This window comes from Mycobacterium szulgai (assembly GCF_002116635.1).
GTDB classification, from domain to species: domain Bacteria; phylum Actinomycetota; class Actinomycetes; order Mycobacteriales; family Mycobacteriaceae; genus Mycobacterium; species Mycobacterium szulgai.
The window spans coordinates 35,394-51,164 of record NZ_LQPW01000007.1 but is presented as its reverse complement, the minus strand read 5'-3'; the positions used below and the strand labels follow the sequence as shown (position 1 = coordinate 51,164).

At 64.4% G+C, this 15,771-nt stretch carries 17 protein-coding genes and 1 tRNA gene; 12 read left to right on the top strand and 6 right to left on the bottom strand.

Annotated features, from left to right (window positions below; genetic code table 11):
- Positions 1–185: 185 nt before the first annotated feature.
- The 9 genes from AWC27_RS01735 to gntF all read left to right on the top strand — a co-directional run bounded on the left by AWC27_RS01735 (position 186) and on the right by gntF (position 8,074).
- The gene (locus AWC27_RS01735; RefSeq protein ID WP_085668907.1) at positions 186–1,454 is read left to right on the top strand and encodes a TQXA domain-containing protein; all 1,269 of its coding nucleotides are present in this window, start codon (positions 186–188) and stop codon (positions 1,452–1,454) included.
- Positions 1,451–2,383, top strand: a complete 933-nt coding sequence (cysK, locus tag AWC27_RS01730) for a cysteine synthase A (protein WP_085668906.1) — start codon at positions 1,451–1,453, stop codon at positions 2,381–2,383. The genes AWC27_RS01735 and cysK overlap by 4 nt, the downstream gene beginning before the upstream one ends.
- A 2-nt stretch (positions 2,384–2,385) precedes the next feature.
- The gene (gene cysE / locus AWC27_RS01725; protein ID WP_085668905.1) at positions 2,386–3,069 is read left to right on the top strand and encodes a serine O-acetyltransferase; all 684 of its coding nucleotides are present in this window, start codon (positions 2,386–2,388) and stop codon (positions 3,067–3,069) included.
- Between the two features lie 18 nt (positions 3,070–3,087).
- Positions 3,088–3,516, top strand: coding sequence for a thioredoxin family protein (locus AWC27_RS01720; protein ID WP_085668904.1), 429 nt, complete (start codon positions 3,088–3,090; stop codon positions 3,514–3,516).
- Positions 3,517–3,536: 20 nt separating this feature from the next.
- Positions 3,537–4,031, top strand: coding sequence for a DUF4395 domain-containing protein (locus tag AWC27_RS01715; RefSeq protein ID WP_085668903.1), 495 nt, complete (start codon positions 3,537–3,539; stop codon positions 4,029–4,031).
- A 257-nt stretch (positions 4,032–4,288) separates the two neighbouring features.
- Positions 4,289–4,570, top strand: coding sequence for an ANTAR domain-containing protein (locus AWC27_RS01710; RefSeq protein ID WP_085668902.1), 282 nt, complete (start codon positions 4,289–4,291; stop codon positions 4,568–4,570).
- Between the two features lie 216 nt (positions 4,571–4,786).
- A complete protein-coding gene (locus AWC27_RS32555) occupies positions 4,787–6,424 on the top strand; it encodes an aminotransferase class I/II-fold pyridoxal phosphate-dependent enzyme (RefSeq protein ID WP_085668901.1) in 1,638 nt (545 codons plus the stop codon).
- 8 nt (positions 6,425–6,432) lie between these two features.
- Positions 6,433–7,260 (top strand): hypothetical protein, encoded by an 828-nt coding sequence (locus AWC27_RS01700; RefSeq protein ID WP_085668900.1) that lies wholly within the window; start codon positions 6,433–6,435, stop codon positions 7,258–7,260.
- Positions 7,261–7,315: 55 nt separating this feature from the next.
- Positions 7,316–8,074, top strand: a complete 759-nt coding sequence (gene gntF / locus AWC27_RS01695; protein ID WP_169726689.1) for a guanitoxin biosynthesis pre-guanitoxin forming N-methyltransferase GntF — start codon at positions 7,316–7,318, stop codon at positions 8,072–8,074.
- Between the two features lie 33 nt (positions 8,075–8,107).
- On the opposite strand, the gene AWC27_RS01690 is transcribed toward gntF, so the two are convergent.
- Together AWC27_RS01690 and AWC27_RS30765 are read right to left on the bottom strand one after the other, a co-directional pair.
- Positions 8,108–8,341 carry a hypothetical protein gene (locus AWC27_RS01690; RefSeq protein ID WP_085668898.1) on the bottom strand — a complete coding sequence of 78 codons (234 nt, stop codon included), beginning with the start codon at positions 8,339–8,341 and terminating at the stop codon, positions 8,108–8,110.
- A 12-nt stretch (positions 8,342–8,353) separates the two neighbouring features.
- Positions 8,354–8,515 carry a hypothetical protein gene (locus tag AWC27_RS30765; RefSeq protein WP_169726688.1) on the bottom strand — a complete coding sequence of 54 codons (162 nt, stop codon included), beginning with the start codon at positions 8,513–8,515 and terminating at the stop codon, positions 8,354–8,356.
- A 459-nt stretch (positions 8,516–8,974) separates the two neighbouring features.
- Between AWC27_RS30765 and AWC27_RS01685 the strand changes: the two genes are divergently transcribed.
- Positions 8,975–9,460 (top strand): DUF5994 family protein, encoded by a 486-nt coding sequence (locus tag AWC27_RS01685; protein ID WP_085668897.1) that lies wholly within the window; start codon positions 8,975–8,977, stop codon positions 9,458–9,460.
- Between the two features lie 20 nt (positions 9,461–9,480).
- Here AWC27_RS01685 and AWC27_RS01680 read toward each other — a convergent pair.
- Positions 9,481–9,553 (bottom strand) — tRNA-Asn (locus tag AWC27_RS01680).
- A gap of 171 nt (positions 9,554–9,724) precedes the next feature.
- Here AWC27_RS01680 and AWC27_RS01675 point away from each other — a divergent pair.
- A complete protein-coding gene (locus AWC27_RS01675) occupies positions 9,725–9,994 on the top strand; it encodes a hypothetical protein (protein ID WP_085668896.1) in 270 nt (89 codons plus the stop codon).
- A gap of 4 nt (positions 9,995–9,998) precedes the next feature.
- On the opposite strand, the gene dnaG is transcribed toward AWC27_RS01675, so the two are convergent.
- Together dnaG and AWC27_RS01665 are read right to left on the bottom strand one after the other, a co-directional pair.
- The gene (gene dnaG, locus AWC27_RS01670) at positions 9,999–11,936 is read right to left on the bottom strand and encodes a DNA primase (RefSeq protein ID WP_085668895.1); all 1,938 of its coding nucleotides are present in this window, start codon (positions 11,934–11,936) and stop codon (positions 9,999–10,001) included.
- 16 nt (positions 11,937–11,952) lie between these two features.
- The gene (locus AWC27_RS01665) at positions 11,953–13,239 is read right to left on the bottom strand and encodes a deoxyguanosinetriphosphate triphosphohydrolase (RefSeq protein ID WP_085668894.1); all 1,287 of its coding nucleotides are present in this window, start codon (positions 13,237–13,239) and stop codon (positions 11,953–11,955) included.
- A 62-nt stretch (positions 13,240–13,301) separates the two neighbouring features.
- Between AWC27_RS01665 and AWC27_RS01660 the strand changes: the two genes are divergently transcribed.
- Complete coding sequence (locus tag AWC27_RS01660) at positions 13,302–15,290, top strand: TPM domain-containing protein (RefSeq protein ID WP_085668893.1); 1,989 nt, start codon at positions 13,302–13,304, stop codon at positions 15,288–15,290.
- 161 nt (positions 15,291–15,451) lie between these two features.
- Here AWC27_RS01660 and AWC27_RS01655 read toward each other — a convergent pair whose 3' ends face one another.
- Positions 15,452–15,736, bottom strand: coding sequence for a WXG100 family type VII secretion target (locus AWC27_RS01655; protein ID WP_083112432.1), 285 nt, complete (start codon positions 15,734–15,736; stop codon positions 15,452–15,454).
- Between the last annotated feature and the right edge of the window lie 35 nt (positions 15,737–15,771).

Below are 15,771 nucleotides of genomic sequence, written 5' to 3'. Positions count from 1 at the left end.
GCCCTATAGTTGGGTCCATGCAACAGGCCGTTCAGCCGCGCTACGTCCCCTCGCGCTGCCTCGCCGCGTTCTGTTGTTGTTGCTGTTGTTGATTTCCTGGCCCGTCTGACCTAGAAGTCCCCGCGCGCCTGTCGCTTCGCGACATCGAGCCGCGCGAACTCAATTCTCAGGAAGATCAACCACCCATGACTGTCCTTGCTGTACCCACTCATGCCCCGGCGCCGGTGGCGGCCCGCCACCGCGTCCATGTCCGGCCCGTCACCGAATTGGCTCGCATGACCCGCTACCGGGGCGGCACCTATTCCCACACCGTCGACAAGATCGTGTTCGCCGACGGCACTTGTGCGCGCACCGACCTGATCCGGCTGAACCCCAACCTGCAGGCCTACTCGCTGGATTTCACCGGGATCGCGCCATACCAGCCATCGCGCTACAACCTGGGCAGCTGGTCAGCGCTACCGCACCTGCTCACCCGCGGCAGCGAGGCCGAAGTGGCGTGGATCCTGCGCCACTCCTTCCCGATGCGTTCCCTTTCCGAGCTAAGCCGTCAGCTCCGCGAGGCCGGCTACCCCTTGGGACCGGCGAACATCAGCGAGCACGAGGCCATAGCCGGGACGCAGGCCGCGATCTGGTATCTGACCAACGGCATGGCCCTGGACACCCGGCCGCTCAACGCCCCTAGCGCGGTACGGCGCGGGCCCGCAGCGGTGCTGACCTTCGAGTTCGATGGCCAGCCGCAACTGGGCGGTTACTCGCTGTGGGCGGCCGCCGATACCGCGGTCACCATGAAGCTGCAGAAGTCCACGGATGGCCAGGTCTGGTCCGACGTCTCGGGCTCACAACTGACCACCGACGCCGGCAAAGGTCGCTATCAACGCACGCTCGGTGTCGGCAGCACCCTGTCGACCAGCAGCCATGGCCAGGGCGGACGCGGCTATCGCTACTACCGACTGATCAGCACCACCCCGGGAGCGGCCCCCGCCATCGACCACGTCGACTTCTGGCTCACCAGCACCCGCCACTACCGCAACGCCGACCGCGTCGTGCACCTCTACAACTATTTGCTGGCCGGCGCCCACCGAGCGGTCCGCAATACCGAGGAACCCCAGCTCATCGCGACGGACGCGACCGCCGATTCCGATCTCGTCGGTCCCTTCCAGGTGCGGGTGCCATTGAATCTCACCGTGGGCGAAGATCATGCGCTCGTCGACGCCGACGGCTTCGTCATCAACGACACAGTGCATCCGGGTACCGAGTTTTACCTGCGACGCGCCCCGGGTACAACGGCAATAACATTGACCGCAACCACTCCACACACCATTGTCGGAAGAGTTTTGACCGGGGTGGCGTTGGACGGGGCGCCACAGCGGTTCACACCGGTGGCGCTGGCCGTGCCGACAGACGTGACCATCGAATTCGAGATCAGCTGGACTTTGGCGAAAGAAGGCAGATGACTATCGCGGAGAACATCACCCAACTGATCGGGAACACGCCGCTGGTCCGGCTGCGCCGGGTTACCGACGGCGCGGTGGCCGACGTGGTTGCCAAGCTGGAATCCTTCAATCCCGCCGGCAGTGTGAAAGACCGCATCGGCGTGGCGATGATCGACGCCGGCGAGAAAGCCGGCCTGATCAAGCCGGACACCATCATCCTCGAGCCGACGAGCGGGAACACGGGGATTGCGCTGGCGATGGTGGCCGCCGCGCGCGGCTACAAGTGCGTGTTGACCATGCCGGAAACGATGAGCATCGAGCGACGAATGTTGTTGCGCGCCTACGGCGCCGAGGTCATCCTGACGCCCGGTACTGACGGCATGGCGGGCGCCATCGCCAAGGCCGAAGAACTGGCTAAGACCGACGACCGGTATTTCATCCCCCAGCAATTCGAGAACCTGGCCAACCCGGCCGTGCACGCCCTCACAACGGCGGAAGAGGTGTGGAAAGACACCGACGGCAAGATCGACATCTTCGTGTCCGGCATCGGCACGGGCGGCACCATCACCGGCGTCGCCCAGGTGATCAAGGAGCGCAAGCCGTCGGTGCAGTTCGTCGCCGTTGAGCCCGCCGCGTCGCCGGTGCTGTCCGGCGGTCAGAAGGGACCGCACCCGATCCAGGGCATCGGCGCCGGCTTCATTCCGCCGGTGCTGGACCTGGGTTTGGTCGACGAGGTCATCACCGTCGGAAACGAAGAGGCGCTCGAGCTGGCCCGGCGGCTGGCCCGTGAGGAGGGCCTACTGGTGGGCATCTCCTCGGGTGCGGCTGTGTCGGCAGCGCTGCAGCTCGCGCGCCGGCCGGAGAACGCCGGAAAGCTGATCGTGGTCGTGCTCCCTGACTTCGGCGAGCGATACCTGAGCACGATGTTGTTCGCTGACTTGAGCGATTAGCCATGTTGACCGAGATACGACGCGACATACGGGTGGCACGGGAACGAGATCCCGCGCGGCCCACCGCGCTGGAAGTGATCTTCTGCTATCCCGGCGTGCACGCGGTGTGGGGCCACCGGATCAGCCACTGGCTCTGGCTGCGTGGCGCGAGGCTGGCCGCACGGCTAGTGACCGAGTTCACCCGGATAGTGACGGGAGTGGAGATCCACCCCGGCGCCGAGCTCGGCTCCGGCCTGTTCATCGATCACGCGACCGGCGTGGTAATCGGCGAAACCGCCGAAGTGGGTGACGACGTAACGCTTTTTCACGGCGTCACCCTCGGCGGCACCGGGCGGGAACGCGGCAAGCGCCACCCCACCGTCGGGGACCGGGTCGTTATCGGCGCTGGAGCCAAAGTCTTGGGCCCGATCAAGATCGGCGACGACAGCCGGATCGGCGCCAACGCCGTCGTGGTCAAGGAGGTTCCGTCCAGCGCGGTGGTCGTCGGGGTGCCGGGGCAGGTCGTGAGCCGACCGGCGCCCACCCGCGACGACGACTCGACGCTGCCCGACCTCGTGGGTGCCAGCTTGCAGTCCCTGCTCACCAGGGTGACCAGGCTGGAGTCACATAATGGCGGCCCCCGTGCTGAGCGCGTCATACGCCCGCCGGAATCCGGCGTCTGGCACGGCGAGGACTTTTCCATCTAGCCCTATGTTGGAGCACCTGTGAGCACCCTCGTGGTCGTCCTCATCGCGACCATCGCCGCACTGGCTGGAGCCACCGGGATCGGCGTTGCCGTCAACCGGCGCTCGGGCGTTTTGCGGGAATCCGACCCGGCAGCGCAACCCGATATGTCGGAGCTTGGGTTGTCCGACACCGGGCCGACGGTGCTGCATTTCAGCGCGCAATGGTGCGGTCCGTGCGCCACGGTGCGCCGGGTGGTGGACCAGGTTTGCGCCGACCTGCCCGACGTAGCGCATGTGGAGCTGGACATCGACGCCAATCCGGCCGCAGCCAAGCGACTGCAAGTGCTGTCGCTGCCCACTACGTTCATCTTCGACGCAGACGGGCGCCAGCGATACCGCACGGCCGGGGTGCCCAAGGCCGCTGACTTGCGCACGGCGCTGCTCTCACTCAGTCCCAGCGGCCAGTGACCAAACAAAGGAGCCATGTCATGTCCACGGAACTGCAAACTGATCAGGTAGACGTACGCGGTCCCCGATTCGCCGCGTGGATCACCACCTCGGTTCTGGTGGTGACCTTGATTGTCTCGGTGTTCAGCATTCCCGCGGCGGCGGTGATCCTGGGCGCACAAGCGATCGTCTTCGGGATCAGCGCGCTGCGCGGGCCGCGCAACAGTCCGTACGGCTTGCTGTTCGCCAAGCTGGTGGCCCCGCGCCTGGCGCCGACGAGCGAACGTGAACCGGTGCCGCCGTTGAAGTTCGCCCAATTGGTCGGGTTTGTTTTCGCAGTCATCGGAGTCGTTGGATTTGCGACGGGGGTGCCCCTGCTTGGCGTGATCGCAACGGCGTTCGCACTTTTCGCCGCGTTCCTCAATGCGGCATTCGGGATCTGCCTGGGCTGCCAGATGTATCCGCTAGTCGCCGGATTTCGCCGCACATCGCTAGCCCAGAGGCAGGCTGAGCCTGCGGGCTCTACGCGAAAGTAGGCCTGCGATAAAGATTTGAAGCTCATCAGAGTCGAACACGCGAATCCGATCGCGTTGAATTAGGGTGAGAACATGCAACAGGTTCTGCTCCCGGGTTTTATTGCGCGCCGCATCGCGGCGGGCTGTTGCTGTCGTTGATCCGCTTATGCCGCAATAATTTTCGCTCGTGAGCTACCAACTGCGCAGCGCTGCAGGGTGCCATCGTTGAGCGACAGCTGCCAGCTGGCCCAAGGCAATAGACAGAAGGACTGCGACGGATGATCGATCACGCCGAGAGTGACAACCAACTCAAACTTTTCCGCGAGGAAACCACACGTGCTCTGGACACCGCGGTTGGGATACTTGTCGGATGGCGCCGCTGCAGCACTGATGCCGCGTTCCGCGAGCTGCTCGTTGCCAGCGAACGACACCGAATCCCACTTTTCGCGCTGGCCGGCGCGTTGGTGAACCTGGCCAGCCGAGACGCTGAGAACCACGCGACCGGCACCGCTGCCCAGGTGGCAGCCATGCGGGAATGGGGGACCCGCCACTTGTTGTAGCGACTACTGAGAGGTTTGCTCCTGACCAGCGCTGGTTCGGAGAAATGGCAGTCGCTCGATCTGATCGAGGCCCTGTAGGCGCGCGTTTTTCTCAGCACCGTGCACATGAAATCTTGCGAACTTTGTGCATGGCGCCCATTCACATCGCAAATTTTCAGCGCCTACGTTGACCGCACCTGCCGCACAGGTCGCCGTCTCAATGAGAGAAAACTGTCAATGACGCAAATTGAGGACAAGTTCGTCGATGGCACCCGGTCGGGCAGCTCCCAACAGAGCCTGAACGTAGCTTCGCAGCTGTTCGCGCCAGGGCCGAGTCCCATTGCCCCGCAAGATGATACAGCCACGCAGGGATCTGACCATCCGGTCGGTCATGGGCCGGAGGCTTCCAATGGGGTAGACGCCTCGCAGTGGGCGATGCCGTATTGCGCTGCGATCCAGGCGTATTCGGAGGTCGACTATCTCCGGCTCGTCGTCCCCGGACACGGAGGATCGATTTTGGCGCAGCCAGAGCTTGCCGACTTGCTTGGCGAGCAGGTGCTGGAATTAGATGTGGCACCACTGGTCCACGGCATCGACCAAGGCCCGACACCGACCGCACTGCAGCAGTCTGTCCAGCTGGCGGCCCAGGCATGGGGAGCCAGGCGAACGTGGTTCCTCACCAACGGCGCGTCAAAGGGCAACCTCGTAGCCTGCTTAGCCCTGCGCCATCTCGGCGAACATGTCGTGGTCGAAAGAACCGTACATTCAAGCGTGATAGACGGCATGATGCTGGGCGGTCTGAGCCCCCACTACATCCATCCGGAGGTGGACGCGGAAGTCGGTGCCGCCCACGGACTTCGACCAGAGGCGCTGGCCGCGACGTTGGACACGCACCCGGAGGCGGTGGCGGTCTACGTGGTAACCCCAAGCTACTTCGGGGCTGTTGCCGATGTGGCGGCGTTGGCCGAGGTGGCCTCTGCGCACAATGTGCCGCTAGTCGTGGACCAAGCTTGGGGCCCACACTTCGGATTCCACCCCGCGTTACCGGCCAATGCCCTATCGGCGGGAGCCGACCTGGTCATTTCCAGCACACATAAGCTGGGCGGGAGCCTGACCCAGACGGCGATGCTGCACCTGGGCCACGGCCGCTTTGCCGAGCAGCTGGAACCTGTGGTGAACCGCGCATTTCGGTCGATGCAGTCCACCAGCGCCAGTTCTTTGTTGATGATGAGCCTCGACGCCACCCGTCACGCCTTGGCAGTCCACGGCCGCGAGCGTATCCAGCGATCGCTGGACGCGGTCACCGAACTACGCGCCGGAATCGCCGCACACGGCCGCTTCGTCGACTTGTCCGAGCGATTCCTGCGCAGTCCCGCAGTGGTCGCCATCGATCCACTCAGAGTCACCATCGACACTCGTGCCGGCGGAATCAGCGGACACGCAGCCCGCCAACTCCTCTTCCACCAGCACCGGATCCACCTCGAGATGGCCACCGATTCCGCCGTAGTCGCCGTCGTCGGTGCCGGCGCCGCTCCTGACATCCCGCGCTTGCTCCAAGCCCTACACGACTTGCCCGATCAAGGCGCGGCCCACAGCGCCTCGATTACCCTCCCGGAGCCCGGCCCCATGGCCACCACCTTGCGTCATGCGTATTTCGCGCCCGACGAACTAGTCCCGGCCGAGCGGGCCGTCGGCCGCATTTCAGCCGATGCAGTCGCCGCTTACCCGCCCGGCATCCCCAATGTCCTACCCGGCGAGACCTTGACCCAGGAGGTGTTGGATTTCCTCCGCGACACCGCCGCATCACCATTCGGCCATATCCGCGGCGCCGCCGACCCGGCGATCAACCAATTTCGAGTCTTGGCGAATATGTGAGCCAAAGGATGTCAGCTGGCAAGTTGCAAAGACCCGAACGTCTGGCTGAGCTGCTGTATAGCACCCTGGAAGTACCCAATTGGGCGCCGTGGCAGAGGTGGGGCAGCGCGAAGGAGTTACAGCGACCCCACGAGATATTTCCGGAAGGCCAATTCGTAGCGTGGGATCTTGAGGGGGCACCCGCGGCCGCTCTTTGGACGAACCGGATCAATTGGCATGGCGATATTTCGTCCCTCGAGAGTTGGGACACCGTTGCCGGAAATGATTGGACTTTCGAGGATACTTACGAACCCGACGGCAACACCATCGTCTTGATGGCGATCAGCGTGCGGACCGATCAGCGGGGACAAAAGCTGCCGGCACGCCTGATCGCGTTACTCAGAGACTACGCCAAGCGATCCGGGCGGATACAACACATAATTAGCGATTTTCGGCCGTCAGACTTTTCTGATTATAAACAGACTACCGCTGAATACGATTTCAACAACTACGTTTACCACCGTCGGCGCGACGGTTTACCGTGGGATCGATGGCTGCGCAGCATTACCCGCCTCGGAATGGAACAACTCCGCGTCGACTATCGAGCTATGGTAATTCCGGCAACCACCGGACAGGTGGATGCCTACCGGGCGATCCATAAGCCAAGCCAATGGTATCGGGTTGCCGATACCGATGCCGTTAGAACTTTGATTTCCCAACATCAACCGGAGCAAGATATTCAACGAGTAGACGAAGTCTGGGAATGTGGCGAGACAGGCAGCTGGTACCTAAACACACAGACCGGTAGAGCAGTTTACGTCGAAAGCAATCTTTGGGGCCGGCTGCCGCTGGAGTGAGGCTGCTTCAGTATGCGAAATCCAGTATCACATCTCAAGTTTAGGAGTCCGGACGGTGAGCGTATTTGACGGCTTCTCACCCGAAGCTTATCTGGCTGAATACTATTCAGAAATCTCGAGCGAAAATGACGCATTGCTCAAATTCAGCGCCGAGAACGCCGAACTACTAGAGCCCTGCGGTAGCGCAGTGGAGATTGGCGGCGGACCGACCATTTACCAGCTCATCTCAACCGCCGCGGCATGTGATCGAATCACATTCTGCGACTACCTGCAAAGCAATCTTGACCAGGTGCGCGCCTGGGCCTTGAATAGTCCTGAGGGCTACGACTGGTCAGCGTTTATTGAAACGTCGCTCCGCTACGAACGCAAAAACTGCGGACCCGACGCCGTAACAGCACGCGCGAACGTCATTAAGCAGAAGCTCGCACGCTATCTTCGCTGCGATGCATTCCACTCGAATCCCATCGGGGACCGGTATCGCCACTCGTTCGATCTCGTGGGTTCGCATTTTGTCGCCGAGGGCATCACCAGTGACCGGCGGGATTGGGAACGCGTTATGGCGAATATTCTGACCTTGCTGAAGCCCGGTGGACATATCTTCATGTCATTCGTCTCCGGCGCGGATTATTGGCTGGTCTCAGGTAAAAAATACCCGGCATGCAAATTGTCGCAAGACGACATCTTCGATTATCTCCGCGCTCAAGGATTTTCAGTCTTGAGACATGCCGCCATCCCGGCCGTGGTGCCCGAACCTGATGCGGACGGATTTGAAGGTTATACGGGTCTCGTCTCTGTAATAGCTAAGCGGGCGTGAGCGAGAAACACACGCAGCGTTGACGCAGGCCCGTCAGGACGCCTTCACGTATCGGCGAACCAACTCATCTTCCCCGAACGTGCCGGTGTGCTGCCGCCCGACATCGTCGCGCCCGAAAAATGTCCACTGCCCTGGGCTCTTCTGCGGGCTGCTGATCATCCGGACCGTGTATCGCTCATCGGTCGGTCGCGTGGTGCCGATGATGTCACCAACCCGGATTTCCGACGGGCGAATCTGGGGTGCATCCCACCAGCTCTCTGCGGCCATATGTCCTGTCCTTCAATCGTTTTCGTCATTGCTCCGAACACCGCGGCCATTTTCAGCATGCTGGATGAGATCGGAACCGTGTGGTGACCATGCCCCGTCGACATACCCGCTGCGGAACGCGTTGGGCCTTCCCATCTTGACCGCCAACAGGCCAATCGTGATCAGCGACGACATGGCTTTGAACAGTCACGTGCGAGATACCGCCGATTGCTGCCACCCTACCCGGGTCCGCCGCAGTTGGGGGCCGCTAGGCCCAAAGTCGTGACGCGGGCAAGTTCAGAACCTTTCAGGGCCGCACGCCGACACCGGCTTGCCCTCCAAAGCTACTGTGGTGCTGCCATTTTCGCGCCCAGCGTGGGGCTAGCGCCGGCACCGCCTGAGAACAGGCCGCGTAATCAGACCGCCGAAACACCCCTGGTGGCGTAGCGTGAGGGTCGAGCCGTTTCGTTGTCAGCGGTGGTCCACCGCGATCGAAGCGGCTGACATCCACGGGCAATGTGATTCCTCCGTTGCCCCGCGCCCGCGGTGCAGTAGTTGCCAACCGGGAAGGAACCGCCCCGTGGCCCGTCCAGCCGTGACCATCGCGCGCCCGTCCGAGATCGAATGCCGTCGAAGCCGAAAGCGCTATGTCCCATGACGCGATCCATCGGAATCCGGCGCCGGACCGACCCCATTCGGCTTTCGGTGGCAAGTGAACTCGGCCGAGAAATCGACGGAGCCTGGTGGCCACGCGCCGACCGCATCACCAATGAACTTCCCGAACTCGTTGGGGTGCTGACTCCTTTGCTCGGCGACATCGACTCGATCAACGTCAATTGGCCGCCGCTGCAACGGCCACCCGACTTCAACGCACGAGGCTGGGAACACAAGCGTCAGCACATCATGACGCTCACCGGCCGGCAGGCTCGGGCGAACCTGCTCGTCGTCCCGTATGGGACCTACAGCGCGCTCGCCGTGATGGTGCTGCGGTGCGCCGCCCACCTTCCAGTGGACGCCGCAGACCGCGACAGACCCGCTTTTCTGACGGCCGGCTCGATCGTGCGGGCCGCCGAGCAACAGGCGTTATTGCTCGCCCAGACCGGATGCGATGGGGCCGGATGTAATGGGGAGATTGGGTGATGCCGATGCGCGAATACCTGCTCCCCCGGAAGGACTCGAACCTTCAACCCTTCGGTTAACAGCCGAATGCTCTGCCAGTTGAGCTACAGGGGACTGCTAGTCCATGCGAACGCTGACGCAGATCGCGGGACGACTCTAGCGTACTGGCACGGCCAGACCCAACTAGGCCCGGCCGGAAGCGACTCCAAGGCTGCCTGATCCTGCCCGACGGCGCCGCATGAGGCAGGATGGAGCCAACCGCACTGTTAGTCGGAGGGGACCGTTTTGATCGGGTATGTCGCCGTGCTTGGGCTGGGTTACGTGCTGGGGACAAAGGCCGGGCGTCGCCGCTACGAGCAGATCTCCGGCACGTACCGCGCTCTCACCAGCAGTCCGATAGCCAGATCGATGATCGAAGGCGGGCGTCGCAAGATCGCGAACCGGATTTCACCCGATGCGGGGTTTGTGACGCTAACCGAGATCGACGAACAGACGTCTGTAATCGAACGGCCAGTCGTGCACGCGGCCGAGCCGCAGGCCAACACCGCAAACTGAGGCCTCAGGCAGTCAGATCGTCGCCACTGGCCTGCTCTAACAGGCTGCGCCGATAGGCCTCCATGGCGACCAGATCACCGAACAGCGCGTGGTACTCGTCGCCCTGTTCGATCGGCGACATGCGCTGCAGCTTGGATTTCACCTCGGCGATCTGCCGGCCCATCCAGACCTCCTGCAGCCTGGCCAGCACCCCGGCGATGTAGCGCGGCAGTTTCTCGTCCTCGACCTGGACCGCCTCGACTCCCAACTCATTGATCAGGCCCGCGGTCAAAGCGGATTGGGTCTGCTGGCGCACCGCCTCGATCCACTCGGCGCCGGTGACACCGGTCGAGGTACCGCCCGCCGCTTCGATGGCCGCGCGCACCGCCGCATACCCCGGGTGGGTGAAGCTCTCCACGGTCAGGGTGTCGAACACCGGGCCGGCCAGCGCCGGGTATTGCAACGCCGATTTGAGCGCCTCTCGCTGCGGCCACAGCGTGAGATCTCTCGGATCCGGACGGGCGGGCCCGGGTTCGGCTCCGCGTTCGGCCCGGGCCCCCTGAGCGGCATCCTGCGCCGCACGCCGCGGCGCCTTCGATACCGGCCCGCCTCGGGGTTTCTTGGCCTCCCCGCGCACCCGGTCGATAACCTGGGCGACGTCGTCCCAACCCACCCAGCCGGCCAGCTGGCGCGCGTACTCGTCGCGCAGAGTCGGGTCCTTGATCTGGCCGACCATCGGTACACAGCGGCGCAGCGCGGCCACCCGGCCCTCGGCGCTGTCGAGGTCGATTTCGGCGAGCGCAGACCGAATGGCGAACTCGAACAACGGGGTTCGTCGTGCCACCAGGTCGCGCAGCGCGCCGTCGCCGGACCTCAGCCTGAGGTCGCAGGGATCCATGCCGTCGGGGGCCACCGCGACAAACGACTGGCCGGCCAGGTTCTGCTCGCCGTCAAAGGCCTTCAGCGCGGCGGCACGGCCGGCCGCGTCGCCGTCGAAAACGTAGATCAGTTCGCCGCGGAAGAAACTGTCGTCCATCATGAGCCGCCGCAGCATCGCCAGGTGCTCGTCGCCGAACGCGGTGCCGCATGACGCGACCGCGGTGGTGACCCCGGCCAGATGCATCGCCATCACGTCGGTGTAGCCCTCGACCACCACCGCTTGATGCCCCTTGGCGATGTCACGCTTGGCCAAATCGATGCCGAACATCACCGACGACTTCTTGTAGAGCAGCGTCTCTGGTGTATTGACGTACTTCGCTTCCATCGGATCGTCGTCGAACAGGCGCCGCGCCCCGAACCCGATCACCTCGCCGGCCGAGGTGCGGATCGGCCACAGCAGCCGCCGGTGAAACCTGTCCATCGGGCCGCGACGACCCTGCCGGGACAGGCCGGCGGCTTCCAATTCCTTGAACTCAAACCCTTTGCGCTGCAGGTGTTTTGTCAGTTTGTCCCAGCCGGAGGGAGCAAACCCGCAGCCGAACCGACGGGCGGCCTCGGCGTCGAAATTGCGCTCGGTCAAATACTTGCGGGCCGGTCCCGCCTCGTCGGACTCGAGCTCATCGGCGTAGAACGCCGCCGCGGCCGCGTTGGCGGCGATGAGCCGGCTGCGGCTACCGCGGTCACGCTGCACGCTGGTAGCCGAACCGGTGTAGCTGATGGTGTGGCCGATCCGGTCGGCCAATAATTCGACCGCCTCGACGAAGCTGACGTGCTCGATCTTCTGGATGAACGCATACACGTCGCCGCCTTCGCCGCAGCCGAAGCAGTGGAAGTGGCCGTGGTTGGGCCGCACGTGAAACGACGGCGACTTCTCGTTATGGAACGGGCAAAGGCCCTTGAGTGAGTCCGCCCCGGCGCGCCGCAATTGGACGTAGTCGCCGACGACATCCTCGATGCGGGCCCCTTCGCGGATGGCGGCGATGTCACGGTCGGAGATCCTCGACCTGCCCCCGGGACTCGACATCCGCCTAGTCTAGGGCTCAGTCTGAGCCGTTGACTTTGGTGGTTCCGGCGTCGATACGTTCCAGCCGCCCCTCGGTATACGAGGCGATCTGATCGACGACCACCCGCAACCGGGCGCGGTCGTCCGCGGCGGTGTTGAACGCCGCGGCAAAGACCGGGTCGAGCGTCTGCGGCGCCCCGGCCAGCAGCCACTGCGCCACCCGGTGGATGCATTCGCGCTGCCGGGACTGGGTTTCCAGATGCCGGGGGTCGGACATGATGAATTGCAGCGCCAGGATTTTGAGCACTGCGACCTCGGCCCGAACCAGATGGGGCACCTGCAGATCGGCCTGGTAACGCACCAGCGGCCCGGGGCCGGCCACCGCACGGGTCGTTGCGATCGCTGCCGACGCGAAGCGGCCGACCAGTTCGCTGGTCAGCCTTTTGAGCGCGACCGCGGCCGTCAGTGTGGCGTCGTATTTGCCGACCGCGGCTACCACCGGCAGCCCGGACAACCTTCGGGCGGCCTCCATGAAGTCGTCGGCACGCACCCGCGAGTACTCGCTCTCCCCCAGCTTGGCCAGCGAGACAACCTCGTCCTCGTCGGCCAGCACCCGCAGGTCGATGCGTTCGGATACGACGCCGTCCTCGATGTCGTGAACCGAATACGCGACATCGTCGGCCCAGTCCATCACCTGGGCTTCCAGGCACGCGCGATCAGCGGGCGCGTGCGAGCGGGCCCAGTCAGCCGCGGCCCGGTCCTCCTCGTAGAAGCCGAACTTGCGCCCCGTCCCCGGCCCGTTGCCACGTGTCCACGGGTACTTGGTGACCGCATCCAGGGCCGCCCGGGTCAGGTTGAGTCCCGCGCTACGTCCTTGCGGGTCAAGGACTTTGGGCTCAAGGCTGGTCAGGATGCGGAAGTTCTGCGCATTGCCCTCGAAACCGCCGAAGCCGGCCGCCACTTCATCGAGTGCCCGCTCGCCGTTGTGCCCGTAAGGCGGGTGTCCGATGTCGTGGGCCAAGCCCCCCAGCTCGACGAGGTCTCGGTCGCAGCCCAGTCCGATCGCCATTCCCCGCCCGATCTGGGCCACTTCCAGCGAATGAGTCAGCCGGGTACGCGGAGTGTCGCCCTCCCGCGGCCCGACGACCTGCGTCTTATCAGCCAGCCGGCGAAGCGCTGCGCTGTGCAGCACCCGGGCCCGGTCCCGGGCGAAGTCGGTGCGGTGCTGGCCTTCGGTGCCCGGCAGGCCCGCGGTCTTCGGCGCTTCGGGTACCCGTCGCTCACGGTCGAAGTCGTCGTAGGGGTCCTGCTGATTCGTGGTCACCGATCCACAGTCTGCCAGGGAGAGCACGGATCGGAGGTCTCGCGCACACTAAATTGGCTCCTATGCGCATTGCCCGCCTGCTCGGCGTTATTCTGACCATCCTCGCTACCGGGTTGCTGCTGGCGCCGCCCGCCGGGGCGCAACCACCGTTTCGGCTGTCCGGCTACATCACCGACAACGCGGGCGTGCTCAACGATTCCGGCCGGGCAGCGATCACGTCGGCCATCGACAAGCTCTACACCGACCGCCGGGTCCGGCTCTGGGTGGTCTACGTCGACAACTTCTCCGACCAGAGCGCGGTGAACTGGGCGCAACGGACAATGCGGACCAGCGATCTGGGTAACTACGACGCGCTGCTTGCGGTGGCCACCACCGATCGTGCCTATGCCTTCCTGGTATCCAATGGGGTGCAAGGCCTTAACGAGAGCCAGATCGACAACCTGCGGCACAACCAGATCGAGCCGGCGCTGCGCAACGGAGACTGGAGCGGTGCGGCCATTGCGGCGGCCAACGGCCTGAACAAGTCATCCAGTTCGTCGGCTCCGCTGGTGCTGCTGAGCCTGCTCGGCGTCATCGTTCTGGCCGTAATTGTCTTGCTGATCGTGATGCGCCGGCGCCGGCGGCGGCGGCGCGCCGACGCGTTGACCGCTGCGCGACGAGTCGATCCGACCGACGCGCGGGCACTGGCCGCGCTACCGCTGGATATCCTCGACGATCTGTCGCGATCGATGGTGGTGGACGTCGACAACGCGGTGCGCACCAGCACCAACGAGCTCGCACTGGCGATCGACGAGTTCGGAGACGAGCGGACCGCGCCTTTCACCCAATCGGTGAACAACGCCAAAGCTGCTCTTTCCCAAGCATTTACGGTTCGTCAGCAACTCGACGACAGCGTGCCCGAAACGCCGGAGCAGCGCCGCGACCTACTCACCCGGGTCATCGTGTCCGCGGCGCAGGCCGACCGCGCACTCGAGTCTCAGACCGAAGCGTTCGAGAAGCTGCGCGATCTGGTGATCAACGCCCCGTCCCGACTCGACCTGCTGACCCAGCAGTACGTCGAACTCACCACCCGGGTCGCCCCGACCGAACAGCATCTGGCCGGGTTGCGCACCGAATTCGGGTCCGCGGCACTAGCGTCGGTAGCCGGCAATGTCACGACCGCCAACGAGCGGCTGGCGTTCGCCGACCGCAACATCAGTGCGGCCCGGGAGCTGGCCGGCCAAGCGGTGGCCGGACAACAGGCCCAGCTGGTCGATGCGGTACGGGCCGCCGAATCCGCGCTCGGACAGGCCCGCGCGCTGCTCGATGCGGTCGACAGCGCGGCGGGCGACATCCGCCATGCCGTTGCCGCGCTGCCGTCGCTGGTTGCTGACATTTCGACGGGCATCAAGAACGCAAACGCGCAATTGCATCAGAGCAACGCCGCTGCGCATGCCGGTGAACTGGTCGCTGCGCGCGATGCGGCGGCCAGGGCCCTGGACCACTCGCGCGCTCCGGGCGGCTCCGCCGATCCCCTGAGCGCGTTTGCCGAGCTGACCAAGGCCGACGCGGACCTCAACCGGCTGCTGAGTGTATTGGCTCAAGAGAAGGCCGATGCCGATCGGCTGACCCGTTCATTCGAGCAGGCGTTGTTCACCGCACAGTCGCGGGTGCGCGCAGTGTCTGATTACATCGACACCCGCCGCGGCAGCGTCGGACCCGAAGCCCGCACCCGGCTCGCCGAGGCTAAGCGGCAGCTGCACGCGGCGGAAGAACGGAAATCGACGAACCTGACCGAAGCGATTGGCTATGCCAACGCGGCGTCGACGCTGGCCGCCAATGCGCAGTCACTGGCCAACGCCGACGTGCAAGCGGCTCAACAGACCTACACCAGCCGCGGGGGCGGAAACGACCTGGGCGCGATGCTCGGCGGGATCATCATCGGCGACCTGCTCAGCGGAGGCATGCGAGGCGGATTCGGCGGCTGGAGCCCTACCTCGTTCGGCGGTTCGTCCGGCGGTTCGTCCGGTGGTTCCGGCGGCGGCTTCATGGGTGGCGGCGGCCGCTTCTAAGTGGCTTTGGACATTGGTCTAGAAATTTGGTCCAGAAATGGGGACTGCGCACGCCTGCACACGGGAGCTATTGCTGCCCATGCGCAGGTCGTGCGCAGTCAACCGGTGCGGACGGGCGCACCACCGCTAGCAGAGCGGTGCGCCGCCGCTAACCGAACTTGTCAGGCCCAGCTGGAGCCGACGGCGCTGTCAGTTTGCGCCATGTTGCTGCCGGCGGACTGAACCTTCTGGCCGTGAGCGTTGGCCTGCTCGTAGATCACCTGGAAGTTGCGACCCAGCTGAGTGATGAACTCCTGGCACGCCACCGAACCGGCGCCACCCCAGAAGTCACCGGCAGCCAGCACATCGCGAACAATGGCCTGGTGCTCGGCCTCGAGCGACGCAGCCTGTGCGCGGATGAGAGCACCGTGAGCGTCGACATCGCCGAACTGGTAGTTGATTGTCATCGAACCTGTTCTCCTTAGCTTGTAAAGGTCTAGTG